21 protein-coding genes and 1 pseudogene are annotated in these 26,555 nt (G+C 69.0%); 12 read left to right on the forward strand and 10 right to left on the reverse strand.

The genetic code is table 11. The features are described from left to right. Nucleotides 1-41 precede the first annotated feature (41 nt). A complete protein-coding gene (locus ASF88_RS11390) occupies nucleotides 42-2,327 on the reverse strand; it encodes a hypothetical protein (RefSeq protein ID WP_055918205.1) in 2,286 nt (761 codons plus the stop codon). A 134-nt stretch (nucleotides 2,328-2,461) separates the two neighbouring features. Further along, nucleotides 2,462-3,646, reverse strand: coding sequence for an L-2-hydroxyglutarate oxidase (gene lhgO, locus ASF88_RS11395; protein ID WP_055918208.1), 1,185 nt, complete (start codon nucleotides 3,644-3,646; stop codon nucleotides 2,462-2,464). 136 nt (nucleotides 3,647-3,782) lie between these two features. On the opposite strand from lhgO, the gene ASF88_RS11400 reads away from it, so the two are divergent. From ASF88_RS11400 to ASF88_RS11415, 4 genes and pseudogenes are all read left to right on the forward strand, one after another. Further along, complete coding sequence (locus tag ASF88_RS11400; RefSeq protein WP_055918211.1) at nucleotides 3,783-4,913, forward strand: DegT/DnrJ/EryC1/StrS family aminotransferase; 1,131 nt, start codon at nucleotides 3,783-3,785, stop codon at nucleotides 4,911-4,913. A 34-nt stretch (nucleotides 4,914-4,947) separates the two neighbouring features. Further along, nucleotides 4,948-5,871, forward strand: coding sequence for an NAD-dependent epimerase/dehydratase family protein (locus ASF88_RS11405; protein ID WP_055918214.1), 924 nt, complete (start codon nucleotides 4,948-4,950; stop codon nucleotides 5,869-5,871). 225 nt (nucleotides 5,872-6,096) lie between these two features. Beyond that, nucleotides 6,097-6,255: pseudogene (locus tag ASF88_RS21165) on the forward strand (DapH/DapD/GlmU-related protein); the annotation flags it as partial. A 68-nt stretch (nucleotides 6,256-6,323) separates the two neighbouring features. Further along, nucleotides 6,324-7,550 carry a glycosyltransferase family 4 protein gene (locus ASF88_RS11415; protein WP_055918220.1) on the forward strand — a complete coding sequence of 409 codons (1,227 nt, stop codon included), beginning with the start codon at nucleotides 6,324-6,326 and terminating at the stop codon, nucleotides 7,548-7,550. A gap of 65 nt (nucleotides 7,551-7,615) precedes the next feature. On the opposite strand, the gene ASF88_RS11420 is transcribed toward ASF88_RS11415, so the two are convergent. Then, complete coding sequence (locus ASF88_RS11420) at nucleotides 7,616-8,572, reverse strand: Gfo/Idh/MocA family protein (protein ID WP_055918221.1); 957 nt, start codon at nucleotides 8,570-8,572, stop codon at nucleotides 7,616-7,618. Next, complete coding sequence (locus ASF88_RS11425) at nucleotides 8,572-9,669, reverse strand: DegT/DnrJ/EryC1/StrS family aminotransferase (RefSeq protein WP_055918224.1); 1,098 nt, start codon at nucleotides 9,667-9,669, stop codon at nucleotides 8,572-8,574. Before ASF88_RS11425 ends, ASF88_RS11420 begins: the two co-directional genes overlap by 1 nt. 134 nt (nucleotides 9,670-9,803) lie before the next feature. Here ASF88_RS11425 and ASF88_RS11430 point away from each other — a divergent pair, with 134 nt between their 5' ends. From ASF88_RS11430 to ASF88_RS20385, 7 genes are all read left to right on the forward strand, one after another. Then, nucleotides 9,804-10,496, forward strand: coding sequence for a hypothetical protein (locus ASF88_RS11430; RefSeq protein ID WP_055918227.1), 693 nt, complete (start codon nucleotides 9,804-9,806; stop codon nucleotides 10,494-10,496). Then, nucleotides 10,493-11,509 (forward strand): lysylphosphatidylglycerol synthase transmembrane domain-containing protein, encoded by a 1,017-nt coding sequence (locus tag ASF88_RS11435; RefSeq protein WP_055918229.1) that lies wholly within the window; start codon nucleotides 10,493-10,495, stop codon nucleotides 11,507-11,509. The genes ASF88_RS11430 and ASF88_RS11435 overlap by 4 nt, the downstream gene beginning before the upstream one ends. Beyond that, the gene (locus ASF88_RS11440) at nucleotides 11,506-12,477 is read left to right on the forward strand and encodes a glycosyltransferase family 2 protein (RefSeq protein WP_055918234.1); all 972 of its coding nucleotides are present in this window, start codon (nucleotides 11,506-11,508) and stop codon (nucleotides 12,475-12,477) included. The genes ASF88_RS11435 and ASF88_RS11440 overlap by 4 nt, the downstream gene beginning before the upstream one ends. Nucleotides 12,478-12,545: 68 nt before the next feature. Continuing rightward, a complete protein-coding gene (locus ASF88_RS20965) occupies nucleotides 12,546-13,169 on the forward strand; it encodes a hypothetical protein (protein WP_235493413.1) in 624 nt (207 codons plus the stop codon). 102 nt (nucleotides 13,170-13,271) lie between these two features. Continuing rightward, nucleotides 13,272-15,293, forward strand: a complete 2,022-nt coding sequence (locus ASF88_RS20670; RefSeq protein ID WP_162242573.1) for an FG-GAP-like repeat-containing protein — start codon at nucleotides 13,272-13,274, stop codon at nucleotides 15,291-15,293. 42 nt (nucleotides 15,294-15,335) lie between these two features. Further along, on the forward strand, nucleotides 15,336-16,985 hold the full coding sequence (locus ASF88_RS11455) for a DUF2142 domain-containing protein (RefSeq protein WP_157498309.1): 1,650 nt from the start codon (nucleotides 15,336-15,338) through the stop codon (nucleotides 16,983-16,985). Next, a complete protein-coding gene (locus ASF88_RS20385) occupies nucleotides 16,982-18,196 on the forward strand; it encodes a glycosyltransferase family 4 protein (protein ID WP_055918242.1) in 1,215 nt (404 codons plus the stop codon). Before ASF88_RS11455 ends, ASF88_RS20385 begins: the two co-directional genes overlap by 4 nt. Here the strand turns inward: ASF88_RS20385 and ASF88_RS11465 are convergent. Genes ASF88_RS11465 through ASF88_RS11475 form a run of 3 tightly spaced genes read right to left on the reverse strand, consistent with a single transcriptional unit; the run spans nucleotide 18,157 to nucleotide 21,369 of the window. After that, nucleotides 18,157-19,263: a glycosyltransferase family 4 protein gene (locus tag ASF88_RS11465; protein WP_055918245.1), complete on the reverse strand. Its 1,107-nt coding sequence runs from the start codon at nucleotides 19,261-19,263 to the stop codon at nucleotides 18,157-18,159. The two genes, ASF88_RS20385 and ASF88_RS11465, sit on opposite strands and share 40 nt — an antisense overlap. Then, nucleotides 19,260-20,423, reverse strand: coding sequence for a hypothetical protein (locus tag ASF88_RS11470; protein WP_055918248.1), 1,164 nt, complete (start codon nucleotides 20,421-20,423; stop codon nucleotides 19,260-19,262). Before ASF88_RS11470 ends, ASF88_RS11465 begins: the two co-directional genes overlap by 4 nt. Nucleotide 20,424: 1 nt before the next feature. Continuing rightward, complete coding sequence (locus ASF88_RS11475) at nucleotides 20,425-21,369, reverse strand: glycosyltransferase (protein ID WP_055918251.1); 945 nt, start codon at nucleotides 21,367-21,369, stop codon at nucleotides 20,425-20,427. A gap of 122 nt (nucleotides 21,370-21,491) precedes the next feature. Between ASF88_RS11475 and ASF88_RS11480 the strand changes: the two genes are divergently transcribed. Beyond that, entirely contained in the window at nucleotides 21,492-22,682 is a 1,191-nt protein-coding gene (locus ASF88_RS11480) for a glycosyltransferase family 2 protein (RefSeq protein WP_235493414.1), read from the forward strand. Between the two features lie 22 nt (nucleotides 22,683-22,704). Here the strand turns inward: ASF88_RS11480 and ASF88_RS11485 are convergent, their stop codons facing one another. From ASF88_RS11485 to manA, 3 genes are read right to left on the reverse strand one after another with little or no spacing between them, the layout of a single operon-like run. Beyond that, a complete protein-coding gene (locus ASF88_RS11485; RefSeq protein WP_055918254.1) occupies nucleotides 22,705-23,994 on the reverse strand; it encodes an O-antigen ligase family protein in 1,290 nt (429 codons plus the stop codon). Between the two features lie 10 nt (nucleotides 23,995-24,004). Further along, nucleotides 24,005-25,351: an O-antigen ligase family protein gene (locus ASF88_RS11490; protein WP_235493415.1), complete on the reverse strand. Its 1,347-nt coding sequence runs from the start codon at nucleotides 25,349-25,351 to the stop codon at nucleotides 24,005-24,007. A 14-nt stretch (nucleotides 25,352-25,365) separates the two neighbouring features. After that, nucleotides 25,366-26,523, reverse strand: a complete 1,158-nt coding sequence (gene manA, locus ASF88_RS11495) for a mannose-6-phosphate isomerase, class I (RefSeq protein WP_055918264.1) — start codon at nucleotides 26,521-26,523, stop codon at nucleotides 25,366-25,368. Nucleotides 26,524-26,555: the final 32 nt, after the last annotated feature.

The raw sequence follows: 26,555 nt of genomic DNA on the forward strand, positions 1-26,555 counted from the left end.
CGCCCTGGCCGCCGCATGATTCTAGCGGGCCGGCCTGCGGCTCACGGGCGGAAGCCGCCTCCGGTGCCCGTCGTGTAGGTGATCGTCCCCCTGCTGAACTTCTGCGTGCAGGTGCTTCCCGTGCAACTCTGGACGGCGACCGGCCAGCCGGCGGAGCCGTTGGCACCGCCCAGGGCGAAATAGTAATCCCTGATCCCTCCGGAGACCGGGTATCCCGCGCCGCCACTCGCCGCGAAGATGGAGCCGCCGGCGAACACCTGACCGACGCCTCCGCCGTTGCCGGCGATCGGCAGGGCCGCGGTGGTCGGAAGTCCCAGCGCGCCGGAGGCCCCGCCTGCCGTGACGTAAGCAGCGTTGACGGCGGCCAGAACGGGGTAGCTCCCCGTCGCGGGAGATCCGGCGATCGTGCCGTTCTGGAACGCCTGCGAGCATGCAGTACCGGTGCAGGAAGCCGCGCCCTTGGGCCAGCCGATCGATCCGGTCGAACCACCGAGCGAGAAGTACACCTGGCGGATGCCGCCGCTCACCGCGAATGCACCCAGAGCGCCGGTCCAGTAGATCGATCCGTTGGCGTAGGCGCGCGCCATCCCGCCACCGTTGCCCTGCATCGGGATGTAGTCGCTCGTCGCGGCGCCGAGCGTGCCCGCGGGGCCTCCTGCACTTGCGTAGGCAGCATCGATCTGGGGGGAGGCGAGCCTGCCTGCGCCCGTCGCGCTCCACGCGATGGATCCGTTCTGGAAGGCCTGGGTGCACGTGGTCTTCGCCGCATCGCAACTCGCGGCGCCCGCGGGCCATCCCAGTGCCCCTGCAGACCCCTTCAGCGTGAAGTAATAGGCGAGGATCCCGCCGCTGACGATGTAGTCGCCCCCGCCGGTCGCGGAATAGAGCGAACCGTTCGCGAATGCCTGCGCTGTGCCGCCGCCGTTCGCGTCGACCGCGCCTGTCGGGCCGATCGGGAGTCCGAGCGGTCCCGCGTCGCCGCCGCTCGCGAGGTAGGCGGCGAGGACGCGTCCCGCGGTCGGGTAAGCGAAGCCCGCTGCGGGGTTCGCGTAGAGTCGGCCGTTCTGGAAGGCCTGAAGGCAGCCGTCGCCCGTGAGGCCGCACTGGATCTCACCGGTCGGCCAGCCCAGCAATCCGGCCGAACCGTTCACTTTGAAGTATGCGTCGCGCATCGCGTCGCGCACCAGGAAGGCACCGGCGGCCGACGAGTAGACGGAGCCGGCGGTGAAGACCTGGCCGAGCCCGCCGCCATTGCCCGAAATCGTGAGCGTCCCGCTCATCGGCCAACCCAACGGACCTGCGGCGCCATTGCGAGCGAAGTAGTAGTTCAGGATCGGCCCGGCGAGAACCACCTGCGCACCCGTCGTGTACGTCCAGTAGATCGACCCGCCCTGGAACGCCTGGCCGAGTCCTCCGCCGTTGTCGGCGATGCTCAGCACGGAGCTGATCGGCTGCCCGAGCGGACCGGCTCCGCCGCCGGCCGCGGTGTAGGCGGCCTGGATCGCCAGAGGGCCGGTCGAGACGAGCGACGATCCGAACCAGGTGTTGAAGTACGCCCAGAAGTTACGGTTGCCGTACGCGGAGCACGCGTCGCCGACGCCCCACAGGTTGGCGAGCGCCGCCGCGTTGGGCTGATAGGGCGTGTAGTTGTAGAGGTTCGCGGTCGCCTGGTTCTGGATGGTGACGTTGCTCGCACCGCAGGCGGGGTTCGTGTTGTACTGGATCGGTCGGACCCCGGGGTAGAAGTTCCACGAATACGGATCGCGTGTATAGGTTCGGAACTGCCACGCTGCTTTGTAGACCTGGTTGTAGAAGCCGTAATACTGAGCGTCGCAGGCCGACGTGTCCGGGCAGGCGTAGCCCATCGCCACCTGGTACATCCGGGTGTACGGAGCGGTGGAGGTGACCAGCCCCTGTTCCTTCTGCAGGGTCACCAGCAGCACCTGGGGATTGATCTTGCACGCCTGCGCGACCTTCCAGATGATCATGCTGGCGAGCTCGCCCGCAGCGCCTGTATAGGGAGTGCAGCGGTTGGCGCCGGCGTCCGGGCGCGAATAGGTGTCCATCCGGTAGTCCTTCAGGCACGGCTGGCCGTTGGACGCGGTGCAGCCGACCTCCACCTGGGTGAGGAAGGTCTGGATGGCCGGCTGCGACATCGCCGTGTAGTTGAAGAACACGTCGTCGCTGATGATGTTGCCCGGATTGAACTGCGAACCGGCGAGCGCGGCGGACGCCGGCTCTGGCACGGCTGAAATCTGGATGAGCGAACCAACGAGCAGTGCTCCCGCGAACGCCGCGAGGGCGCGAAGCCACTTCCTGGGACGCACGCTCGTCTCCTCGTCGTCGCGCGACGCACGCTGTCGCGGGGAAAATACTGTCTCCCCGAGGATAGCCCGGTGATACGGCACGGCCAGGGAGTAGCGTGTACCCCTTTCGAGGCCCGCCTTCGGCCGGGAGGGCCTCAGGCGTCGAGCTCCGCGGCGATGTGCTTGGCGATCTCGAGCGAGCTCGTAGCCGCGGGAGAGGGGGCGTTGAGCACGTGAACCTGGCGCGGCGCGCGCTGGATGATGAAGTCGTCGGCCAGCGAGCCGTCACGCAGGATGGCCTGGGCGCGGACACCGGAACCCGCCCGGACGATGTCGTTGGTCGAGACCTCCGGCACCAGGCGCGCGAGAGAAGACGCGAACAGCCGTCTCGAGAACGAGCGCATGATCTCCTTGGTGCCGGTGACCACGTTGCGGGACGCGAGTCGCAGGAAGCCGGGGTACACGATCGTCGAGGCGGTATCAGCGGCGTTGATGTCCGTCCAGCGGTAGCCTTCGCGGGCGAGGGCCATGACCGCGTTGGGGCCGGCGTGGACGCTGCCGTCGATCATGCGTGTGAGGTGCACGCCGAGGAAGGGGAGCTCCGGGTCGGGGACCGGATAGATCAGTCCCTTCACGAGGTCGCGGCGGTGCTCGACGAGTTCGTAGTACTCGCCGCGGAACGGCACGATACGCGCTTCCGGCTCGAGCCCCGCCATGCGTGCGACGCGATCGCTCTGGAGTCCGGCGCAGTTGATCAGCCAGCCGCCCCGGACCTCGCCGTTCGTGTGCGTCACGACGACCTCGTCGGGCGTCGATGCGACCCCGACGACCTCGGTACCGAGTCGCAGATCGGCTCCGTGCTCCGTTGCGAGCTCGGCCAGGCGGCGGCTCACCGCCGCGTAGTCGATGATCCCTGTGGTCTCGACGCGGAGCGCGCCGACCGTGCTGACGTGGGGCTCGTACTCCCGTGCCTCTTCCGGGCCGAGCAGGCGGGAGGGGGCGCCATTGGCGGTCGCGCGCTCGAACAGCGTCTGCAGACGCGGAAGTTCTTTCTGATCGGTCGCGACGATGAGCTTGCCGCAGACCTCGTGCGGGATGCCGTGCTCCCGAGCGAACTCGACCATCGAACGATTGCCGGCGGTGCACATCGTGGCCTTGAGCGATCCGGGCTTGTAGTAAGGCCCCGCATGGATGACACCGGAGTTGTGACCGGTCTGATGCGCGGCCCAGCTGGACTCCTTCTCGAGAAGGGTCACGTGCCGTCCCGACCGGGAGAGCCGCTCCGCAACAGCCAGGCCGACGATGCCGCCGCCGATGATGATCACGTCCTGCTCAGCCACGGAGTCCCTTCTGTCGATCTGTCCGGAGCGTGCTCGATCCTACCCCGGGCGACCGTGCTTCCCGTCGACTCCGGTATGATAGTGGCCGTTGTGCGCTCACCCTCGCGCCGACGGATCAGGAAAGGTTCTCACCCCTTTGTCGAAGACAATCGCACTCGGCCAACCCACTGTCGGGGACGAGGAGCTCGAGGCGATCGCGAAGGTGTTCGCCTCCAACTGGCTCTCCGGCGCAGGCCCGACCTGCGCCGCGTTCGAGGAGCGGTTCGCCGCCTCCGCCGGCGTCTCGCACGCGCTCGCCACCAATAACTGCGGCGCCGCTCTCCACCTCGGGCTCGAGGTTCTCGGTGCCGGCCCCGGCGACGAGGTCATCGTCGGCGACTACACGTTCCCCGCGACCGGCCACGCCGTCGCGTGGACGGGCGCCAAGCCCGTGTTCGTCGACATCCGCCCCGACATCTGGAGTGCCGACCCGGCCGCGGTCGAGGCGGCCATCACACCGAAGACGGTCGGCATCCTTGCGGTGGACGTCTTCGGACAGCCGGCCGATTACGACGAGCTCCGTGCCATCGCCGACAAGCACGGTCTCTGGCTGATGGAGGACGCCGCCTGCTCCGCGGGGGCGAGCTACAAGGGGCGCCCGGCGGGCAGCCTCGCCGATGTCGCGACCTTCAGCTTCCACGGTCGAAAGGGCATCACGGCGGGCGAGGGTGGAGCCCTCACCACCGACCGCGCCGACCTGGCCGACCACGCCCGAAAGCTGCACACGTACGGAATCGCGCCGGCGCTGACCCGCGAGAACAGCACCGATCTCCCGGTGCCCTCGTTCGACGAGCTCGGCTACAACTACCGTCTCTCCGATGTCGCGGCGGGCATCATGCTCGCGCAGCTCGACCGGCTCGAGGGCCTGGTCGCCGCGCGCGGCCGCATCGCCGACCGGTACGCGGAGCGTCTCGCCGGCATCGAGGGTGTCACCGCGCCCGTCGCCCTCGACGACCGGGTGCACCCCTGGCAGTCGTACGTCGTGACGCTCGACGCCGATGTCGACCGCGGAGCGGTCGCCGCTCACCTCAAGGCGAACGGCGTGCAGTGCAACTTCGGTACCTACGCGTCGCACGTGCAGCCGATCTACGGCTTCGAGGGCACCCTGCCGGTCTCGGCCGACCTGTTCCGCCGTCACCTGGCGATCCCCATGCACGCCAACCTCAGCGTCGACGATGTCGATATCGTCACCGACACCCTGCGCGACGCCGTCGCCGCCGCGCGCTGAATCAGCCGAACGAAAGAAAAGAGAGCGAACACTCGTGACCGAAACTGTCTTCATCACCGGAGGTGCCGGCTTCATCGGCCTGCACGTCGTCGACCAGCTTCTCGAGCAGGGCTACAACGTCCGAATCTTCGACAACATGTTCCGCGGCGATCGTGACGCCGTCAACAAGCTGGTCGCCGGTGGTCGAGTCGAGCTGATCGACCAGGACGTGCGCTACGGCGGAGCCGTGCACGCCGCGATGAAGGGTGCCGACTACGTCATCCACCTCGCCGCGGTCTCGATCAACAAGAGCAACGCCGACCCGTACGAGTCGATGGACATCAACACCATCGGCGCGCACAACGTGTTCGCCGCAGCGGCCGACCACGGAGTCAAGCGTGTCGTCTTCGCATCGAGCGCTTCGGTGTACGGCGACCCCGAGAAGCTCCCGATGCACGAGGACGACAAGCTCAACCCGCTGACCCCGTACTGCATCTCCAAGCGCACCGGCGAGGACCTCCTGGGCTACTACGAGCGCCGCGCCGGTCTCTCCTGGATCGCTCTGCGCTTCTTCAACGTCTACGGGGAGGGCCAGAAGACCACGGCCTACTACACATCGGTGATCAACCACTTCGTGAACCGCCTGAAGAACGGCGAGGCGCCGGTCATCGACGGCGAGGGCAAGCAGTCGATGGACTTCATCCACGTGAAGGACATCGCCCGCGCCGTGGTGCTCGCGCTCACCTCGGAGCAGTCGAACATGGCGATCAACGTCGGCACGGGTATCGACACCACCGTCGCAGAACTCGCGCGCATCCTCATCGACGCCGTCGGCGTCGACGTCGAGCCGCAGTTCAACCCGCGCCCTGTCCTGGTCTCCCGTCGTGCGGCCGACACCACCCGCGCCACCGAGGTCCTCGGCTTCACGCCGTCGATCGAGGTGCACGACGGCATGACCCGGCTGATCCAGAACTCCTAGCCTGTGACATCCTCGGGACTGCCGGAGAACCCCTACAACCCGCACGCGTGGATCGTCGGGGAGCCCGTCGTCGGTGAAGGCACCTGGATCGGTGCCTTCACCGTCATCGACGGCTCCGGTGGTCTCACGATCGGTGCCGGCTGCGACATCGCGTCCGGCGTGCACATCTACACGCATTCCAGTGCGTTGCGCTGCGTCTCAGGGCGGCAGTATCCGACCGTGGACCGCGCGCCCGTCACCATCGGCGACCGCGTGTTCATCGGCGCGAACGCCGTCGTCAACATGGGCGTGACCATCGGCGACGGCGCCATCGTCGGAGCGGGCGCCGTCGTCAACGCCGACGTGCCGCCCTTCACCGTCGTCGGCGGCGTGCCGGCGCGGGTGCTGGGAACAGTCGATCTGTCGGAGCCGACCACACCGAAGGTCATCTCCGCAGGCAGGGAGGAGAGCCGATGAAGATCGTCGTCGTCAACAACTTCTTCCCGCCGAGGCCGGGAGGCAGCTCCCACCTCGCGGATCATCTGGCGAAGAAGTACGCGGCAGGTGGTCACGAGGTGCTCGTCCTCACCGCCGGGTACAAATCCGCGCCGCCCTACGAGGAGCGAGACGGCCTGAAGATCGTTCGCATCCCCGCGTGGACGCTGCCGCAGACCCGATTGGCGGCCAACTTCGACATCGCGTTCACGATGTCTCCGCGCGCGAAACGCGAGGTTTTCGCGCTGCTGGACGAGTTCGGTCCGGACGTGATCCACCAGCACGGGCAGTTCTTCGACCTGACGTGGATGACGGGGTGGTGGGCGCGCAAACGCAAGGTGCCGACGCTCCTGAGCATCCACACTCGGCTGTACAGTCCCAATGCGGTCAACAATCTCATCTACCGTGTCGCCGATGCGGTGCTGGTGAAGCCGCTCATGCGGCTCCACCATCCCCGTCTGGTAGTGATGGACGTGCTGATGGACCGCTACATCGACCAGCGATACCGTCGCGCGTTCCATGGCAAGGCGTACATCCCGGTCGGGATCGACCCGGAGGTGCTGCGCGGCGGAGATGCGCAGCGAGCCCGTGTGGAGCACGATCTGGGCGACAACCACGTACTCCTGTCGCTGGGGCATGTCATCCCGCAGCGCAGTCGTGTCGCCCTGGTCAAAGCGCTTCCCGCCGTGCTGGAGCGCTATCCGAACCTGATCGTCGTCGTGATCGGAGGCGTCTACCACGACGAGTTCCTGAAGCTCGCGCGCACGCTGGGCGTCGACCACGCGATCCGCGCGATCGGCGCGCGTCCGCAGAAGGAGATCCCCGACTACCTCGCAGCCGCCGATCTCGAGGTCCACGAGCTCGATGGTCAAGGCTTCGGTACCGCGAGCCTCGAGAGCCTCGCGGTCGGCATCCCTGTGGTCGCGGCGATCCGCCCGAACAACTTCATCGAAGTCGTGCTGGAGGACGAGAAACACCTGTACCTTTCCGGCTTCGTCTCCGAGACGGACGAACGTGCCGACCCGGAGAGCCTGGCCGCGAAGCTGATCGAGGTGCTGAGCGACCCGTCCGCGGCGCGCGAACGCGTGTCGGCGAACGCGCGAGCGGTCGTCGAGGAGCATTTCACCATCGACAAGGTCGCGGAGAAGCACCTCGTCACGCTGAGGGAGCTCGTCGCCGGCCGGGGGACCGTCGCCGCTCGCTGAACGCGACCGCGACACGAGTAAGAGCGCCCCGCCGATGGCGGGGCGCCCTTACTCGTGTCGGTCGATCAGGACCGGCTGGTCGCCTTGAGCTGCTCCACGACGCGGTGCGAGGGGACGATCGAGCGCCGCTCCGCATCCGCATCCACTGTGCCGTCGATGAGTCCCGTGAAGTGCGCGAGCTGCGCGGCCAGCGGTTCCACCGAGGTCACGAGCTCCGGGATCTCGATGACAGTCTGCTGCCGGTAGCCTCGGCCGTCATCGTCGGCAGCCTGGTCGGAGACGTGACGATAGACCGTGACATCACGGCGGAGCAGGTCCACCTCGATGAGACGGTCGAGGTCGTGGATGCTGAGCGTGCGGATCTTGCGCTGGCCGATCCGGCTCGCGGACACGTGGGCGATGCCGCCGTCCTCGAACCCGAGCACCGCCTCCGCCACGTCCTCGGCGCCGGGCACGGAGTCCGGGTGGAACTGCTCCACCGCCCCGCTCACGCGCACCGGCTCGCCCAGGAGACGGATCGACAGATCCACGTCGTGGACCAAGAGGTCCCAGGCGACACCGGTGCGGATGCGGGGAACGTAGGGGGAGTGTCGGACCGCCGTGGCGAAGATGGGCTCCCGGACGAGCTTCTGGGCCGTCAGGACGGCCGGATTGAAGCGCTCGAGCAGCCCGCACATCATCGGAACGCCGAGCGTCTGCGACAACTCGATGATCTCGAGCGTGCTGTCCAGCCCGTCGGCGACCGGTTTCTCGACGAGGAGGGGGACGCCGGCCTCCAGGACCTGCCGGGCCAGCTGGGGGTGCGCCTCGGTGGCGGCGGCGACGACCACGCCGTCGATGCCGGAGAGGTCGCCGATCTCGGGGCGCCACTGGGCCCCGAACCGCTCTGCGACGTCCCGTCCGACGTGCTCGCGCGGATCGACGAGGGCGGCGAGTTCAGCGCTTCCGGACGCGGAGATGACGCGGGCGTGGAGGGAGCCCATGGATCCTGCTCCGACCAGGAGGATGCGGGGACCGGTCATCAGGCGACCGCCTTCCGGATCGAGTCGACGATCGTATCGAGGTCAGCAGGGCTGAGAGCCGGGTGAACCGGGATCGAGAGCACTTCGCTCACGATGGTCTCGGCGACCGGGAACTCTCCGGTGATCACATCCTCGCGCTCGCGATAGCAGTCGTAGTCGAACACCAGCTTGGGGTAGTAGATGCCCGACCCGACGCCGGCCTCCGTGAGCTTCGCGGAGAGCTCGTCGCGGGTGATACCGCTGTCGGGAGTCACCCGCAGCGTGAACTGGTGCCAGACGTGGCGGCGACCGGGCAGCTGGGACGGCGCGACGATGCCGCGAACGTCGGCCAGGCCGGCGCGCAAATGGTCGGCGTTCGCCTGCCGCGCCGCGACGACGCCGTCGTAGCGGTCGAGCTGAGGCAAGCCCAGCGCCGCCTGCAGGTCGGTCATGCGGTAGTTGTGACCGGCGACCTCGTACTGGTAGCGGGCGCGCATCCCCTGGTTGCGCAGCACCCGGAGACGGTCGGCGATCCGGTCGTCGTTGGTTGTGATGATCCCACCCTCGCCGGTGGTGATGTTCTTGGTGGCATAGAAGGAGAACGTGCCGATGCCGGTCGCGCCCGCGAAGCGGCCGTCCTGGTGGGAGCCGTGCGACTGGGCGGTGTCTTCGACGATCGCGAGTCCGCGGTCCGTAGCGAGCGTGGCGATCGCGGCCATGTCGGCGATCTGGCCGTAGAGGTGGACCGGCATGAGGACGCGGGTCCGCTCGCCGATGGCCGCGGCCAGGCTCGAGGCCGTGACGTTGAAATCGTCCTCGGAGATGTCGGCGAAGCGGGCGGTCGCACCAGCCTCGAGGATCGCGTTGAGCGTCGCCACGAACGTGAACGGGCTGGTGACGACTTCGTCACCCGGCTCCAGGTCGAGGACCTGGAGGGCAGCGACGAGGGCCGTGGTTCCGTTGTTGACGGCGATCGCGTGCTTCACGCCGACCATCTCGGCGAAGCGATTCTCGAATTGCTGCACCTTCGCGCCCTGGGCCACATTCCCGGAGCGGATCACTTCGAGGACCGAGTCCTCTTCCTCTTTTCCGAACTCCACGACTGTGATCGGTATCATTGGGCGTACGTGTCCTGACTGTGTTGCGGTCGAGTGAGGTGTGCCGATCAGGCACCCAGTCGATCTTAGGTCACCATGCCGTAGACTCGCGCGGCCTGCGTCATCCCGCCCGCGAACCCCGGAAGATCCGAACCATGAACTCCATTCACCCGACCGCTGTCATCGGCAGCGGTGTCCGTCTGGGCGCCGGAAACGTCGTCGGCCCGTACGCCGTGATCGGGGGCGATGTCGAGATCGGCGACGACAATTGGTTCGGCGCGGGGGTCAAGGTGGGCTGCCCGCCGGAGGTGCGTGGATTCCCGCACGACGCCGCGTGGATCGACACGCCGACCGGCGCCGGGGTTAGCATCGGCGATGGCAATGTCTTCAGAGAAGAGGTGCAGGTGCATGGAGGTTGGCACGAGCGCACCCGTCTCGGCGACGGGCTCTTCGTCATGAACCGCGCCTACATCGCCCACGACGGACGTGTGGCAGACGGCGTGACGATCGCCTCGGGCGTCGCGATCGGCGGCCACGTCACGATCGGCAGGAATGCGAACATCGGCCTCAACGCGAGCGTTCACCAGCGCCGCGTCATCGGCGCCTTCGCGATGGTCGGAATGGGGTCGGTCGTCACCAAGGACGTGCCGCCCTTCGTCACGGCGTTCGGCAACCCGTGCGCGGCGCGCGGCGTCAATTCCGTCGGCCTCGAGCGCGCCGGTCTCGACGCGGCCGAGATCGACCGAATCGTCGAGTGGTTCGCCACCACCGGCGGCACGGATGTCACAGGACTGCCCGCGCCGTTCGACGGCGATCTCGCCGCGTTCGGGGAGGTGGTCGCCCGATGAACCGGATCAAGGCCGCTCTTCCCAAGATCTTCCTGGTGCTGCGGTGGGTGCTCCTCGCCGCCGTCATCGGCTTCGCCGTCTACTATCTCGTCAGCCAGTGGTCCGCCGTCTCGTCGACGATCGCCCGCATCCCCGTGGCATCGCTGGTGCTCTCGCTCGCGTTGGTCATCCTCGGGCTCCTCGCAGGCACGATGAGCTGGGTGGCCGTTCTCAACGGCCTCGGGCATAAGGTCCCGGTCGCCCGAGGCGCACAGGTGATGCTCATCGGTCAGCTCGGCAAGTACGTCCCCGGTTCCGTGTGGTCGTATGTCCTGCAGATGGAGCTCGGCCGGCAGTACGGCATCCTGCGTCCGCGGGTGCTCGTGACCTCGCTCTACGCCGCCGGCATCGGAGTCGTCTCGTCGCTGGTGCTCGGAGCGTTCGCACTGCCCTTCGTCTCGGAGAACCACCCAGCGCTGCTCTGGCTCTTCCTCCTTCTGCCACTCGGCCTGATCTGCCTGCACCCGCGCGTGATGACCTGGCTGGCCTCCCTCGTCCTCAAGATCTTCCGCCGGCCGCCGCTCGACCACGAAGTCTCCTTCGCCACGGTGCTGAAGGCCGTCGCCTGGTCGCTTCTGGCGTACGTCTGCTACGGCCTGCACCTCTGGCTGCTGGTCAACGCGCTGGTCGACCCTGACTTCCTCACCCTCGTCCTCCTCACTGGGGCGATGGCGCTCGGATTCACTCTGAGTCTGTTCGCCTTCATCTTCCCGTCCGGTGTCGGCGTCCGTGAGGCCGTCCTCGTCGGCGCGATGGCGCTCCTGCTCACCATCCCGCAGGCGAGCGCCCTCAGCCTGGTCTCGCGGGCGATGTTCACCGCAGCGGACGTGTTGGCGGCCGGCGCGGCAGCGCTCGTCGCCGTGATCCTACGGCGGCGCATCGCTCAGGAGGCGGCCGCGAACCACTCCGACGACGACTACGACCACCTCCCGGAAGGCTCCACGCTTCTCGACGGAGTCAGCGAGACCAAATGACCCCTGGCGCGCAGACCGTCGGTGTCGCGCTGTGCACCTTCAACGGTGAGCCCTACGTCGCCGAACAGCTGCGCAGCATCGTCGCCCAGTCGTCGCCACCCGTCCTCATCGTCGTGGGCGACGACGGGTCGACGGATCGCACGATCGAGGTCGTCCGAGCGACGGTGGGCGACACTGTCCGCCTCAGCGTGCTCCCCGAGGGTGCGCGGCTCGGCGTCACCCGGAACTTCGAGCGGACCATCGTCGCGGTCGACGCGCCGCTGGTCGCACTGTCGGACCAGGACGACGTCTGGCACCCGGGCCGTATCGCTCGGCTCGCCCCGTTGTTCGACGACAGCAGTCTGCTCCTCGTGCACACCGATGCGCGGCTGGTCGGGCCGGACGGTGCTCCGCTGGGGCGTTCGCTGTTCGATGACCTCGAAGTGTCACCGGACGAACTCGCGCTGGAGCGCTCCGGGCGCGCCTTCGAGGCATTCCTGCGCCGCAACCTCGCGACCGGCGCGACGATGGTCTTCCGGCGCTCGCTGCTGGAATCGGCCCTGCCGTTCCCGGAGGGGTGGGTGCACGACGAGTGGCTCGCCGTCATCGCGGCCGCACTAGGCGGAGTCGCGGTCGTGGCCGACCAGACCATCGACTACCGGCAGCACGGGGCCAACCAGATCGGTGTCACCGCCCCGACGCTGAGCTACAAGATCGGGCGGGTGTTCGAACGACGAGGGGAGCGCAACCGGATCTTGGCCCGGCGGTTCGCCATCCTCGCCGATCGGCTCGACACCCTCCCCGTCGCCGAATCGGTGCGCCGGGCGGCGCGAGCGAAAGCGGAGTTCGAGGCTCGCCGTGCCGCGATGCCGTCCGGCCGCCTTCGTCGCGCGCTCCCCGTGCTCCGGCTGGCCGCGACGAAGGCCTACGGACGGTACGCAAGCCGGGGTGTCGCCGATATCGGACGGGATCTGCTCCAGCCGGCGTGAGAGCCCTCGAAGATAACGGTTGAGTGGCAGTGTGCGCGGTGCAGCACTGCAACCAATACGATACGGACATGTCACGTCGGGGGACCCCAGCGACCGTCGCTGCCGTTTTCGCATTCGTCATCGCACTCTCGGGCTGCTCACCCGCAGCAGACACGGCACCGAGGTCGTCGGCCCCGACCACGGCGGTCGCGGCGCCGAGCCCGACACCTTCGCCCACACCGACCGTGACCTGGCAGGATCCGGAGAAGCTGATCATGCTCTCCGACGCGAGCACGGGGACGCTCCCGCACGGGCCGTCGTGGGTGTCGCAGGACGGCACGATGAAGTGCGGCATCTACGACGACATGCCCCGTTACAGCCCGACGCAGGGCGATCTGGGCAAGGGCGTGTTCTACGGCTGCCGCATCGAGTACGGCGCGAACCGCTTCACGTACCCGACCACGGCCCACGCGGGCGAGGTCGGCGGTTGCCCGAGCGGGTTCGCGGCCAATGCCGGGGAGGCGGCGACGGCCCTGTGCAACAGCGGGCAGGTGTTCTCCAGCGAGACCGGCAGCCCGACCGTGCTGATGCCGGGAAACGGGGTGCGTTTCGCCGGAATCGAATGCGTCGCGCTGGCCGCGGGGATGACGTGCACGGAGACCGCGACCGGTCACGGGTTCCGCGTGACCCTCGACGACTTCACCTTGAACTAGCAATCGACGGGCGCCCCCGTGCTCCCCGAACTGGCTACACGGGAAGACCGGGAAGCGTCGAAGCGGGCTGTTACTGTGACCAGGGCTAGTCGGGAGGCAGCGATGGGGAAGATCACCAACGGACTCATGATCGTCGGCCTGGCGGCCGCGACCGTGCTGGGGATATCCGGTCTTCAGCCGGCTTCGGCGCAAGGAGTGACGGCCGTCACGTCCGTCGGGGAGGCGGCGCCGCCCGCGTTGCCGGACCTGGCCGGACATCCGCACAAGCGCACCTGCGCCGACCCGCGCTCCGGACGTGCGGCGTGCTTCGCAGAAGTGGTTCAGGGTGTCGCGTCGCCGTCCGTGGGTGCAGCTCCGGCAGGGTACGGCCCAGCGGACCTTCGTGCCGCATACGCCCTGACGGCGGCGACGACTGCCGGGGCCGGCGCCACCGTGGCGGTCATCGACGCTTTCGACCTGCCTTCCGCCGAGTCCGATCTGGCTACGTACCGATCGACCTTCGGGCTTCCCCCGTGCACCTCCGGCAACGGGTGCTTCCGCAAGCTGGACCAACGCGGAGGCACCTCCTACCCGGCCACGTCGCACGCGTGGGGGCCGGAGACGGCAATCGACCTGGAGATGGTCAGTGCGGCATGCCCGAACTGCCGCATCCTTCTCGTCGAGGCCGACAGCGATTTGCTGAGCAACCTCGGCGCCGCGGCCCAGACCGCTGTGCTCTTCGGTGCGAAGTACGTCAGCAATTCCTACGGTGCGATCGAGGCCGGCAACGACTTCAGCAGCTTCGACCATTACTACGACCACCCGGGAGTCGTCGTCACGGCCTCCAGTGGCGACGCAGGGTACGGCACCCAGTTCCCGGCTTCGTCGCAGTACGTCACCGCCGTGGGCGGAACGTCACTGGTGCGTGCGGGCAACGCGCGAGGATGGAGCGAGTCGGCCTGGTCCGGCGCCGGCAGCGGCTGCAGCTCGTACAGCCCCATCCCGTCGTGGCAATCGGGCACGGGATGTCCGACGAAGTCCGTCTCGGATATCTCGGCCGTCGCGGACCCGTCGACCGGAGTGGCGGGCTTCGGTCCGACTCCCACTGCACCGTATTCTTCGGCGTGGCAGGTGTTCGGCGGTACGAGCGTCTCGTCGCCGTTGATCGCAGGCATGTACGCGCTCGCTGGCGTGCCGGCCGACGGAACCTATCCGGCGTCGTACCCGTGGGCGAAGCCATCGGCCCTCAACGACGTCACGTCGGGGACGAACGGAGCCGGATGCTCGCCGGCGCAGGCCTGTTCCGCTGGTCCCGGATACGACGGGCCGACGGGTCTCGGCACCCCTAACGGGGTGGCCGCGCTCGCAGCCCCGACACCCGGAGCGGCTCGTGAAGTCACAGGCGACTTCAACAGCGACCACACGAGCGATCTGCTGGCGCGGAACGCGTCGGGTGCGCTGATCCTGTATCGCGGTGACGGCGCCGGGGGGTGGCTCTCGCCGCAGTCGGCTGTGGTCGGTTCGGGGTGGAACGGCATGACGGCGATCGTCTCGGCGGGCGACTTCGACGGCGACGGGCGCAACGACCTGCTCGCGCGGGACTCCGGCGGATTCCTCTGGCTCTACCCGGGCGACGGCGCCAGCGGCTGGTTCACGCCCAGGAAGGTCGGCTCCGGGTGGAACATCATGACCTCCATCATCGCCGCCCGCGATTTCAACGGCGACGGCACCGCCGACATCGCCGCCATCGACTCGTCGGGGGTGTTCTGGCTCTATCCTGGCGACGGCCACGGCGGCTGGCTCGCACCCCGCGCGATCGGCTCCGGCTGGAACGGCATGACGGCGGTGGGTATCGACGACTTCGACGGCGACGGAAGCCCCGACATCCTGGCGCGCGACTCGATCGGTCGTCTGTGGCTGTACGGACACACCTCCGCGGGGTGGAAGACGCCTGTCGTCGTCGGAACCGGCTGGAACGGACTCACGATCGTGTCCGAGGGCGACTTCAACGGCGACGGGCACGCCGACCTCCTCGGCCGCTGGGCGAATGGCGCGCTCGTGCTCTACGCGGGAAACGGGCACTCGGGATGGCTGTCCCAGCGTCAGATCGGCTCGGGGTGGAACATCATGTCGTGGATGGGCTGAGTGGATTCACAGGACCTGTCCCCGGCACGGCATAATCCGTCTGTGCCCTCGCCTTCGCCCATGGTCTTCCGCGTCTCCTCCGAGTCCGAGCCGGCCGCCGGTGCGACGCCCACGACAGCGACACCCGACGGTGCGGCTCGCGACGCGCGACAGCGGACGGCGTGGGTGTTCTGGACGGGCTTCGTCCTCTTCGCCGCGCTGTGCGTGAGCTGGGCGCTCGCTTCGCCGATCTTCTCCGTGCCCGACGAGAACGCGCATGCGGTGAAGGCGATCGCGCAGGTGCATGGGGAGGCAGTCGGTCACCGCGAACCCGGTGTTCGGCAGTTGGTGGTGGACCTGCCGCCGTCCTATGCGGTGAGCCCTCAACAGCTGTGCTTCGCATTCCATTCGAACACCACGGCGAACTGCGGTTTCGAATTGGGCGACCCCGGAGGAACTCCCTGGTCGGCCACGTGGGTGAGCACGTACAACCCGATCTACTACTTCGTCGTCGGCTGGCCGAGTCTGATCGTCGGCGGCTCCACCGGCATCTATGCGATGCGGGTGATGAGTGCTCTCTTCGGCGCCCTCTTCTTCGCGTGGGCACTGCAGGCGGCTGTGGCGTCGCGTCGGGCGCGCTGGATGCCGGTCGCGGTGTCCTTCGCCGCCCTCCCTATGGTCGTCTACCTCAACGGGGCCATCAATCCGAACGGCGTCGAGATCCTCTCCGGGCTCGCGCTGACGGTCTCGCTCCTGCGACTCCTGGAGTCGTTCGGCGCACCGCAGCTCGAACCTCCGCTGATGCGGCGCGGGATGCTGTGGACGATCGTCACGGCGTCGGCGATCGTCCTCGCCAACGCCCGTGCACTGGGGCCGCTCTGGGTTGTCGTTGTCGTGGCGCTCTGCCTCGTGGCGACCGGGCTGCGCCCGTTCCTCGCGGTCTTCCGGCGGCGCTCGTCGTACGCCTGGCTCGCGGTCATCGCCGCCGCCGGCCTGTTCTCGATCGGCTGGACGCTCATCGGCGGAAGCCTCTCCGGGCAGGCTCAGAAAGCGGATGCGCCACTGGTCGATGCGAGCTTCCTGCAGGGAGCGGCGTACATGCTGCGCAGCACGCCGGCCTTCGCCGTCCAGGCTCTCGGCTACTTCGGCTGGTTCGACGCACCGCTGCCCGGATGGGCCCTGTGGCTCGCAATCGCGGCCGTCGTCCTCGTCGTCGCGCTCGCGCTCTTGACCGCGCGGCGTCGCGAGCTGATCACTCTCGTCGTCGCCATCGGGGCCGCGCTGGTGGTGCCCGTGCTCGTTCAGGCCTACAGCGTGCACCAGACCGGAATCATCTGGCAGGGTCGGTACGGGCTCTTCCTCTACCTCTCGGTTCTGGCGGTCGCCGGCTGGGCGCTCTCGCGCGCCGGAGGCGAGCGGATCGGCTTCCTCTCGGTCCGTGCGACGTGGACCATTGGGGCGTTGCTGTGGATGTTCGGCTGCCTCGCGTTCGTGCTTGTCCTGCGCCGGTACGTCATCGGGGCGGAAACACCTATCACGCAGATGTTCCACCACGCGCAGTGGCAGCCTCCGCTCGGCTGGATGACGCTGGTGGTGTTCTTCGTCGTGTTCTCGGCGGCGTTCTTCGCGTTCATAGGGGTGCTCGCGCGGCGGGCCGCCGCGGCGGCGACCCCTGCGGTCGAGCAGTCGGCCCCGTCACGGATCCCGTCGTGACCGGCACCGAAACGCTACGCGTCGCCGTCGTCTACGACTGCCTGTTCCCGGTCACGACCGGCGGAGGTGAGCGCGTCTATCGTGCGCTCGCCGAGCACTTCGTGGAGCGCGGATGCCAGGTGGAGTATCTGACCCGAACGCAGTGGGAACCGGGAGCTGCCCCTGATGTCGGGTTCGCGATCCGTGAGATCTGGCGAGGGAAGATCGCCGATGAGCGCGGCGACCGGCTTCCCCGGGCGGCGGTCGGGTTCGCCCTCGCCGTGTTCCGGTCGCTGCGGAGGAGCCGTGGCGACTACGACGTGGTGGTCGTCAGCGCGCTCCCGCCGCTCAATGTCATCGCGGCACGGCTCGCCCTGCTCTTCTCGCGCACCTGGCTGGTGGCGGACTGGCTCGAGGTCTGGACGCTGCGCAAGTGGCGCGAGTATTCCGGCCTGATGGTGGGATCCATCGCCTGGCTCGTGCAGAGCGTCGCACTGCGGATGAGCGACGAGGTGACGGTCAACAGTTCCTTCACGCTGCGCCGTGCGCAAGGATCGCGCCCGGCGCGACGCACGCGCCGAGGGTCGGCGGCCCGACGGCGACGGGGACTCGTGCTCGGGCTGGTCGATCTCGTGGACTCGCCCGCCATCGACTCCGGCGCGGTCTCCGCCCCAGGACTGATCCTCTTCGCCGGCCGGCACATCCCCGACAAGCGCCTGACGGCCCTCCCCGCGGCATTGCGGGTGGTCCACCGCACGCACGCCGAGGCGCGGCTGGTCGTCGCGGGATCCGGTCCTGAGACGGACGCGCTTCGCCAGGCCGCTGCCGAGTCCGGAGTGGAGGTGGAGATTCTCGGCCGCGTGCCGGATGCCGAGCTGGCCGACCTCATGGCGAGCGCCGCCGTGCTGGTGAACCCGTCGCGGCGAGAGGGATTCGGACTCGTCGTCGCCGAGGCCGCGTCGTACGGGACGCCCAGCGTCGTCGTCGCCGGGGAGGACAACGCGAGCGCCGACCTCGTCGAGAGCGGCAGAAACGGGTTCGTCGCCGCCTCGGCTTCTGCCGACGATCTCGGGGGCGCCCTGGTCCGGGCGCTGGACGGGGGGCCCGCCCTCCGCGCCTCCACGACCGAATGGTTCGCCGAAGCACGTCGGACCCGCAACCTGCGCGGCTCTGTCGACGAACTGCTCGGGCGTTACCGGGTGGCCCGTGGAGAGCGCTCGAGAACCGACTGAAAGACGTCCAACGTAAGCTGCGCGGTCCGCTCCCACGAGAAGTCCTGGGCATGCGCGAAGCCGAGAGCGCCGAGCCTGTCGCGCTCCGACCGGTCGTTGGCGAGCGCCTCGATGGCGCGCGCCCACGCGCCGACGTCGTCGGGATCGACGTACACGGCCGCCCCTCCGCCCACCTCGTGAAGCACGGGCAGGTCGGAGCAGATGACGGCGCGTCCACGCGACATGGCCTCGAGCACCGGAAGCCCGAAGCCCTCGAAACGGGTCGGGAACGCGACCACCGATGCTTGCGCGAATGCGGAGTCGAGTTCGTCGGTGCTGAGCCAGCCGAGCAGGTCGACGTCCGACTCCAGACCAAGGCGGGCGGCCAAGGGCCGGAGCGGGTCGGCCTCGCCGCCCCCGGTGAACGCGAGTCGCGGCCGGCGGTCGGGCGGGATGAGCGCCAGCGCGTGCAGGAGGATCTCGACGTTCTTGTGCGGCATCCGGTTGCCGATGCTCAGCACCATCGCCCGGCCGGTGGGCACCGGCAGCCCCTGCGCCGCGGACGGGTCACCGGCGAGCGGGATCGGGACGACGCGCTCGGCCGGGATGCGGAGGGTGCGCGCGATGGCCTCCGCAGACGATTCGCTCACCGTGAGCACACGGGCCGCGTTGCGTGCGGCGCGCCGGACCAGCCAGCGCAGCGCGACGCCATGACGACCTGGCACCCACTCCGGGTGCAGGAACGGCAGCACGTCGTGCACGGTCAGCACGACGGGTGCGGGGGCCCGCGCCGGGCCGACGTTCGCAGGCGAGTGGACGAGGTCGGCACCGGTGCGGCGGACCCAGGACGGGACGGCGCGCAGCTCGCCGATCGCCCACGCGACACGGTCCTCGCCGCTCACTCCCGAGTCGATCACCTCACCGGGGAACCAGGACAGGTCCCGGGCCGCCGACTCCGTCGATGCCAGCCCGACGAACTCCAGGCCCGGATGGGGCGGGAGCGCGCCGTACAGGCGCTCGACGTACGACTCCATCCCGCCTTTGCCGCCGGTGAGGAAGAGGAGGTCGACCAGGATGCGCGCGGTCATCGTGCGACCCCTGGGTCGGCGGCGGCGGCGCGGGCGGCGACTCGCCGTCGCCGAGCGAGTTCGTAGGTGGCGGCCTGCAGCAGCTCACCCAGGAGCAGCACCGTGAAGACCCACACGAGGTCATCCGTCGCGACCACGGCGACGGCGGCGAGGAAGGTGACGATCGCGACGGCCCCGCGCAGAAGCGTGAGGAGCTTGGCCTCTCCCATCCGGCGCAGACTCGCGAACGGGATGGTGGTCGCGAGCGATGCTGCGCGCCAGAGGCAGGCGACCAGGAGCGGAACGGCCGTCGCGGCGGTCGTCCAGACGCCGTGGAAGATGAAGCCGAACACCCCCGACCACTCGCAGATCAGGATGACCACGATGGCCCCCGCGACGGCAATCACTGAGACGAGGATGTCGAGCCGGGAGTGCTCTTTGAGCAGCCGGAGCCGCATGAAGTTGAGCGGGATGGCCAGCAGGCCGGAGACGGTCGAGATGGAGGTGAACAGCACGGCCTGAGCGGGCCCGAGGAGGGCGAGAACGGTGGCGTTCAGCAGGGGGTACACCCCACCCGTGATCGCCACGTCGGTGACCACCCATCCCATGACGCGCGGTTCCGGGCGCGAGGCGGTGTGGGGCACAGGAAGCGCGCGCACGAGGGTCGCCGCGAAGATGCCGGCGACGAGGGGGATGAGCGCCCAGTGCGCACCGGCGAATCCGGCGAGGACTCCGATGAGTGCGCCGAGGCCGACGGCGACCGCCGCCCAGAACTCGCGCACGTCCAGCCGTTCGGCGACCGAGACCCCACGGCCGACCTCCAGGGAGGCCACGAGGATCGGGAGGGCGATGCAGAGCACGACGGCGTTGTCGAAGGCGACGGCGACCGCCAGCGCGGCGAGCAACGACAGCGTCGCGAGCCAGAGGGGGAAGGTCACGCGCCGCTCCGTCGACGCGGAGCTCAACCGGGACTCCACGACCATCGCGAAGACCAGCTGACCGGCGAACGTCGCGACTGTCGTCGCGACGGCGATCGCCCCCTGCTCGGCCAGCGGGAAAACGCGCGAGGCGATCGAGATCGTGGCAGCGGGGATGACGGCGAGCGAGACTCCGCCCACGAGCGTCACGAACGACAGGGCGGCGCGCCGCAGGCCGAGCTCCGGAGGCGGGTCTGTGCTCACTTCACGCCTTCCGGTCGCCGATGCGAAGGGCGAGCGACTGCACGAAACCGATCGTCCGATCGACGGCGGGAACAGCGCGCCGACGCCGTTGTGCGAGTGCGCCGGCGCGCCAGCCCTGCCAGCGGCCGATCGTCGACGCGGCGTCGCGGGAGAGGACCAGGTCACCCGCGCACACGATCGCTTCCGTCAGCAGGGCTCTCAGCGCATATCGCCCCCGCAGCACGCCGTACGCGCGCAACAGGTACCCTCTGCCGAAGCCGGCGCGACGGCGCTGCGTCGCCGACCCGCGAACGGAGGTCGCGCCGCCCAGGTGCACGCCGCGCGCTGAAGGAACGGCCACGGTTCCCCAGCCCTCCGAGCTCAGGCGCAGCGCGAGGTCGAGTTCCTCGCCGTACATGAAGATGCCCTCGTCCAACGGTCCGACCTCATAGAGTGCAGAGCGCCGGAAGGCGGCGACGGCGCCGTACGGGCCGAGCAGCCGGTGGCCACGAGCGCTGGTCGCCTCTTCGACGGTCGCCCCGGCGAAGCGCACGAACCCCGCCATGGTCGGGTCGACGCACAGGCCGTAGGCGTCGACCCTGCCGTCCGGCCGGGTCAAGAGCGGGACGGCGCTGCCGGCGGCGGGATGCCGCGCCAGCGCGTCGGACAGCTCCTCCAGGAGCCGTGGGTCGGCCTCCACGTCGTTGTTGAGCAGGACGACGACCTCGGCTTCGCCCGCGGCGATTCCGGCATTGCAGGCGGCGGCGAACCCTCTGTTCACGTCGAACGCGATGACCGTCGCGCCGGGGAACTCGGAGGCGAGTCGCAGCCGCGTGTCGTCGGGGCTGGCGTCGTCCACCACGAACACCCTGTGGGGCGCCGTCTGCATGGCAAGAGCGTGCAGGCAGGCGCGCGTCACCGCCCAGTTGCCGTGCACGGGGACCACGACGTCGATGGCAGCCGTCACCGGGCCAGGATCCTGTTCACGACTCCACTATCGCATCCCCGCGATCCCGGCGTGGTCCCGGCGCACTTGCGGTTAGGATCGGATCGCCTCCAGTGCCGCCCATACCAGAAGGATGCGTTCGATTGAAGACCCTTGACAGCGTCGATGAGACGGTTGCTGCGCTCGAGCTCTCCATCGTCATGCCGTGCCTGAACGAGGCGGAGACCCTCGCCGTGTGCATCGACAAGGCTCAGAGTTATCTGGAGCAGAGCAACGTCGCAGGTGAGATCATCATCGCCGACAACGGCAGCACCGACGGTTCGCAGCAGATCGCACGCGACCATGGGGCCCGGGTCGTCGATGTCCCGGACAAGGGCTATGGTGCTGCCCTGATCGGCGGCATCGCGGCCGCACGCGGCAGCTATGTCATCATGGGCGACGCCGACGACAGTTACGACTTCTCCGACCTCGACCCTTTCATGGAACGTCTGCGGGACGGTGACGAGCTCGTCATGGGCAACCGGTTCCTCGGGGGCATCGAGCCCGGCGCGATGCCGCCGTTGCACAAGTACCTCGGCAATCCGGTGCTGTCCACGATCGGCCGGCTCTTCTTCCGTTCGCCGATCCGGGACTTCCATTGCGGCCTGCGCGGATTCAACCGGCAGTCGATCGCCGGCCTGCACCTGCAGACCACGGGGATGGAGTTCGCGAGCGAGATGGTCGTCAAGGCCTCCCTGGAGGGCCGGCGGGTCAGCGAGGTCCCCACGACGCTCAAGAAGGACGGGCGTTCCCGTCCGCCGCACCTGCGAAGCTGGCGGGACGGGTGGCGGCATCTGCGCTTCCTGCTCATCTTCAGTCCGCGCTGGCTCTTCCTGTTCCCCGGCACGGTGGCTTTCCTCGTGGGAATCCTCGGGACCTTGTTCCTGAGTCTGGGTCCTCTGGTGATCGGCGACGTCGGCTTCGACCTGTCGTCTCAGGTGTATCTCGCCGCGCTCACCAGCGTGGGTTATCAGGGGGTCCTGTTCGCGATCCTGACGAAGATCTACGCTCAGCACGAGGGTTTCCGGATACCGCGGAGCCGCAACTTCGACCGCCTCGAGCGGCGAATCAGCCTGGAATCGAGCGCGCTGGCGGGGCTCGCGCTGTTCGCGATCGGCCTGGTGGTCGCCATCGTCCAGTTCTGCCTGTGGGCGTCGGCCGGATTCGGGGCGCTCGACGCCGGCGTGACGGTCCGCACCGCGATCCCCGCCGCCCTGCTCATGATTCTGGGTGCACAGACTGTCATGGCCGGAATGTTCCTCGGTGTGCTGTCAGTCGGGCTGAAGCGCCGCTGACCTCTCGCGCACGGGACTCGGATCAGTCGTTGTCGCGGTGGGGGAGCCGCAGCCGCCAGCTCATGCCCTGCGATGCCTTGACGGTGCAGATCACCAGCAGCATCCAGCCGGACTCGATCAGGATCGAGCTCTCGAACACGCTCGTGACCAGCAGGGACACCAAGACGAGGGGCGCCCAGGCGTAGACCACGCTGCGACGGTTCGACGCGAGCAGCCAGGAACGGCTGAACGCGAGCGCGATCAGCGCGACGAACAGCAGGAGGCCGATGAAGCCCACCTGGAGGTAGACGTCCAGATAGGCGTTCAGGCCGTCCGCGTGGTACACGCCCGTCGCATCCTGGATGGCGTTGAACGGGTAGAGGTCGGTCGGCCAGGAGCCCACCCAGCCCCACCCGACGATCTGGTTGATCGGGATCAGCTCCCAGATCTGGATCCAGAGCTTGTAACGCACCTGGAAGTCGGCACGGGCGTTCAGCAGGTCGATCACGCGGGTGCGGTAGATGTATGCGGTCACGAGGATGGCGATCGTCAGGACTGCGAGCCCCCACTGCACCAGCGTGCGGCGGTGCGCGGGGACTTTGCGCAGCAGGTAGAGCGCGAGGGTCGCGAACCCGACGACCACCGACACGGCTGCGATCACCGGGGAATGCGCCAGCAGGATGCAGAGGACCGCGAGCGTGATCGAGTACGCCGCCAGCTGCGGGCGCACCGAGCGCGTGCGCAGCTCGACGAGGAACGTGACGAATGCGATGAGCGCGACGATGCTGAGCGCGTTGCGGGAGCCGAAGAGTCCCTGGATCGGGCCGCCCGCGGCGATGTTCCCCGCGATGCCGAGGAAGCGGATGGGCATGTCGAGCAGCAGGCCGCTGAGGACCTCCAGGGCGAGCGATGCGGTCAGCAGCGCGCGCAGGGCGTCGCCGACGACGCGGACGATCTGGATCGCGTCGCGCACCAGCGCGATGTAGACCGCGAGGAACGCGAACAGCAGCTGGTAGACCACGCCGGCCAGGGTGGCCAGCTGGTAGTCGCTCCAGATGAGCGAGAGCGCGCACCAGCCCACGAAGAGCAGCGCGGAGATCGGCAGCAGGCCGTGCCACTCGATGAGCTTGCGCTGGGCGATGAAAGACAGCGCGGCCAGCACGGCGACCGTGCCGAGCACGCCGATCAGGCCCGGCCAGCCGATCACCGCGCGGATCGCGTGCGTCGAGAATCCGGTCACGACGGCCAGCAGGGCGAGCGTGGACGTGAACCTCGCCGATCCGAGGAACTCGGTCACCGCTGGCGGCACCAGAGTTCGACGCGGTTCGGCCATGAAGAGAATCCTACGGCGCAGACTGCTTGGTCTTCACGGCGATCACCACGAGGAGGGTCCAGCCCGCCTCGATCAGGATGCGGCTCTCGGCGAGGCTCTGCGCGAGAAGGGCGGCGAGGAGGAGCAGCGGCAGTAGCGTGAGTGCCGTGTACGGTAGGTCGTCGCCCGGAGCGAATCGCGGGCGGTCGACGGCCTGGAACCACGCCCTCCAGAGCGTGCTGACGATGAGCAGCGCGAAGATCACCACGCCGACGATGCCGAGCTGGAGCCAGATGTCGAGCCAGGCGTTGTGCGCCTGCAGGTAGACGACGCCTCCGCGTTCGGCGAGGTTCTTGAACGGCTCGACCCAGGGCGCCCAGTAGCTGACCCAGCCCCAGCCGAACGCCGGCCGCTCCTGCGCCAGGTGGATGACGGAGTTCCAGATCGTCAGCCGCCCGGTGAGGTCTTCGCTCTTGCCGAGCAGCGCGGGGATGCGCGAGGCGAACAGCACGACGGCGACCACCACGACGACGACCAGCGCTGCGCCTGTCAGGTATACCGGCCTCCGACGCTCGGGGCCGACGCCGCGGGTCCACAGCGCGAAGCCGAGGACCACGGCGGTGAACACCGCCGCGACGAAGACGGTGGAGGAGCGCGTGAGCGCGAAGGTCAGCACTGCAACGACCAGCCAGGTGATCGCGGTGCCGCGCCGGATGGTGCGGTCGGCGAGCTGGATGCCGAAGACGACCAGGGAGAGCAGGGCGATCATCGCGAGCAGGTTGCTGTTGCCGACGATTCCCTGGATCTGGCCGCCGCGGAACAGCAGGTCACGACTCCAGTAGAACGCCGCAGGGATGTGACTCGGGACCGGCTGGATCGACGTGAGCGGGAGGACCGGGTGCCGCACGAAGACCGCGACGACCAGCTCGAACAGCAACGACAGGCCCAGGATCCAGCGGAAAGCGTTGGCGAGCGCGGTCAGCAGCGCTCGCCAGGTCAGGCACAACGCCAGGAAGACAGCGGCGGCGGTCGTGGCGAACTGGGCTACGAGGCCCAGGGCGGTCGCACCGGGGTAGGCCGACCACGCCAGCGAGACGACCGCCAGCGCGAGGAAGAGCACGAGCGTCTTGGGCGCCTTGCGCCACCGGAACGCCGGTCGCAGGCGGACGAGGAAGACGATGCTGCCCGCGGCCAGCAGGGCGGCGAGCACGAAGTAGCCGGGCCAGCTGATGAGGTTGCGCCAGAAGTCTCCGGCGAACAGCGTGAAGAGGAGCAGGACGGCGAACACCGAGGCTCCGGTCCCCGAGGCCCCCCGCGCGGTGCGGACGCGGTCACTCAGCGACCGGCCGCTGGACGGCACGGGCCTCGGGCTGCTCACCCCCGAAGGATAGCTCACCGGTTCGGCGTCGCGACGAAGAGCGTCCCCGCACCGCCGACGACCGAGAGCCTGCGCTCGTCCGCCGTCACGACGGCGGCCTCCCCGCGCTTCAGGCGCAGAGCCTCCGTGGCCCCCTCGACCTCCACCTCACCGGCGGTGCAGAGGACGATCGCGGTGCCCGGGATGTCGACGGAGGCCGCAGGCACGTCGCCGCCCACCTCGATGCGGATGAGGCGGAAGTCCCGGACGTCGGGGACGAACTCCTCGACTCCCGGTGCCGGCCGCTCGCGCACCATCGGCGTCACCGCGAACGGCGTGAAGTCGAGGATGCTCACCAGCTCGGGAACGTCGATCCGCTTCGGCGTGAGGCCGCCGCGCAGCACGTTGTCGGAGGCCGCCATCAGCTCGATGCCGAGCCCGCGCAGGTAGGCGTGGATGTTGCCGGCGGGGAGGTAGAGGGCGTCGCCCGGGCGCAGAGCGACCCGGTTGAGGAGCAGCGCGAGCACGATGCCCGGGTCGCCGGGGAAGGCCGCGGCGAGCATCCGGACGGTGTCGGCGTCGACGCCCTCGGCGTCCTGAGCCGCGGCGACGACCGCATTGACCACGTCGCCGACCTCCGGAGCCCCGCCGAGCAGCCATTCGGTCGCACCGCGCAGAACGTCGGCCGGCTCGCCCTCGAGCGTCGCGGCGAAGGCGGACACCGCAGGGTCCCCGCCGGCGAGCCGCTCCAGCGCAGTGCGGCTCTCCGCCGGCTCCCGGAAGCCGCACAGCGCGTCGAACGGATCGGAGAGGGCGAAGATCATCTCCGGCTTGTGGAAGGGGTCCTTGTAGTTGCGCTCGGGGGAGTCGGGCGCGAGGCCCTCCGCGTTCTCGCGCTCGAAGCCGGCGCGCGCCTGCGCGGACGACGGGTGCGCCTGCAGCGACAGCGGGCTCGCGGCGGCGAGCACCTTGAGCAGATACGGCAGCTTGCCCGCAGTCTGCGTCCAGTGCGCCAGGTCGGCGGCGCCGTCGGTCTGCGTGGAGTCGAGGATCCGGGCGGGGGAGCCGGGGTGCGCTCCCAACCACAGCTCCGCCTCCGGCGCACCGCTGGGCGTCGTGCCGAGGAGGCCGGCGATCGCCGTGGTGGATCCCCACGCGTAGTCGCGCGGGGTGTTGCCGATGCGCACAAACATCCGTCGTCTTCCCTTCGATCCGGTTAGACCAA

This window comes from Leifsonia sp. Leaf336 (assembly GCF_001423695.1).
GTDB lineage: Bacteria > Actinomycetota > Actinomycetes > Actinomycetales > Microbacteriaceae > Leifsonia.

What these genes read in the sequence shown, in the direction of transcription:
- ASF88_RS11415 (WP_055918220.1), top strand. Translation starts at nt 6,324, where the DNA reads ATGAAGATCGTCGTCGTCAACAACTTCTTCCCGCCGAGGCCGGGAGGC.
- ASF88_RS11420 (WP_055918221.1), bottom strand. Translation starts at nt 8,572, where the DNA reads ATGACCGGTCCCCGCATCCTCCTGGTCGGAGCAGGATCCATGGGCTCC.
- ASF88_RS11425 (WP_055918224.1), bottom strand. Translation starts at nt 9,669, where the DNA reads ATGATACCGATCACAGTCGTGGAGTTCGGAAAAGAGGAAGAGGACTCG.
- ASF88_RS11430 (WP_055918227.1), top strand. Translation starts at nt 9,804, where the DNA reads ATGAACTCCATTCACCCGACCGCTGTCATCGGCAGCGGTGTCCGTCTG.
- ASF88_RS11435 (WP_055918229.1), top strand. Translation starts at nt 10,493, where the DNA reads ATGAACCGGATCAAGGCCGCTCTTCCCAAGATCTTCCTGGTGCTGCGG.
- ASF88_RS11440 (WP_055918234.1), top strand. Translation starts at nt 11,506, where the DNA reads ATGACCCCTGGCGCGCAGACCGTCGGTGTCGCGCTGTGCACCTTCAAC.
- ASF88_RS20965 (WP_235493413.1), top strand. Translation starts at nt 12,546, where the DNA reads ATGTCACGTCGGGGGACCCCAGCGACCGTCGCTGCCGTTTTCGCATTC.
- ASF88_RS20670 (WP_162242573.1), top strand. Translation starts at nt 13,272, where the DNA reads ATGGGGAAGATCACCAACGGACTCATGATCGTCGGCCTGGCGGCCGCG.
- ASF88_RS11465 (WP_055918245.1), bottom strand. Translation starts at nt 19,263, where the DNA reads ATGACCGCGCGCATCCTGGTCGACCTCCTCTTCCTCACCGGCGGCAAA.
- ASF88_RS11485 (WP_055918254.1), bottom strand. Translation starts at nt 23,994, where the DNA reads ATGGCCGAACCGCGTCGAACTCTGGTGCCGCCAGCGGTGACCGAGTTC.
- manA (WP_055918264.1), bottom strand. Translation starts at nt 26,523, where the DNA reads ATGTTTGTGCGCATCGGCAACACCCCGCGCGACTACGCGTGGGGATCC.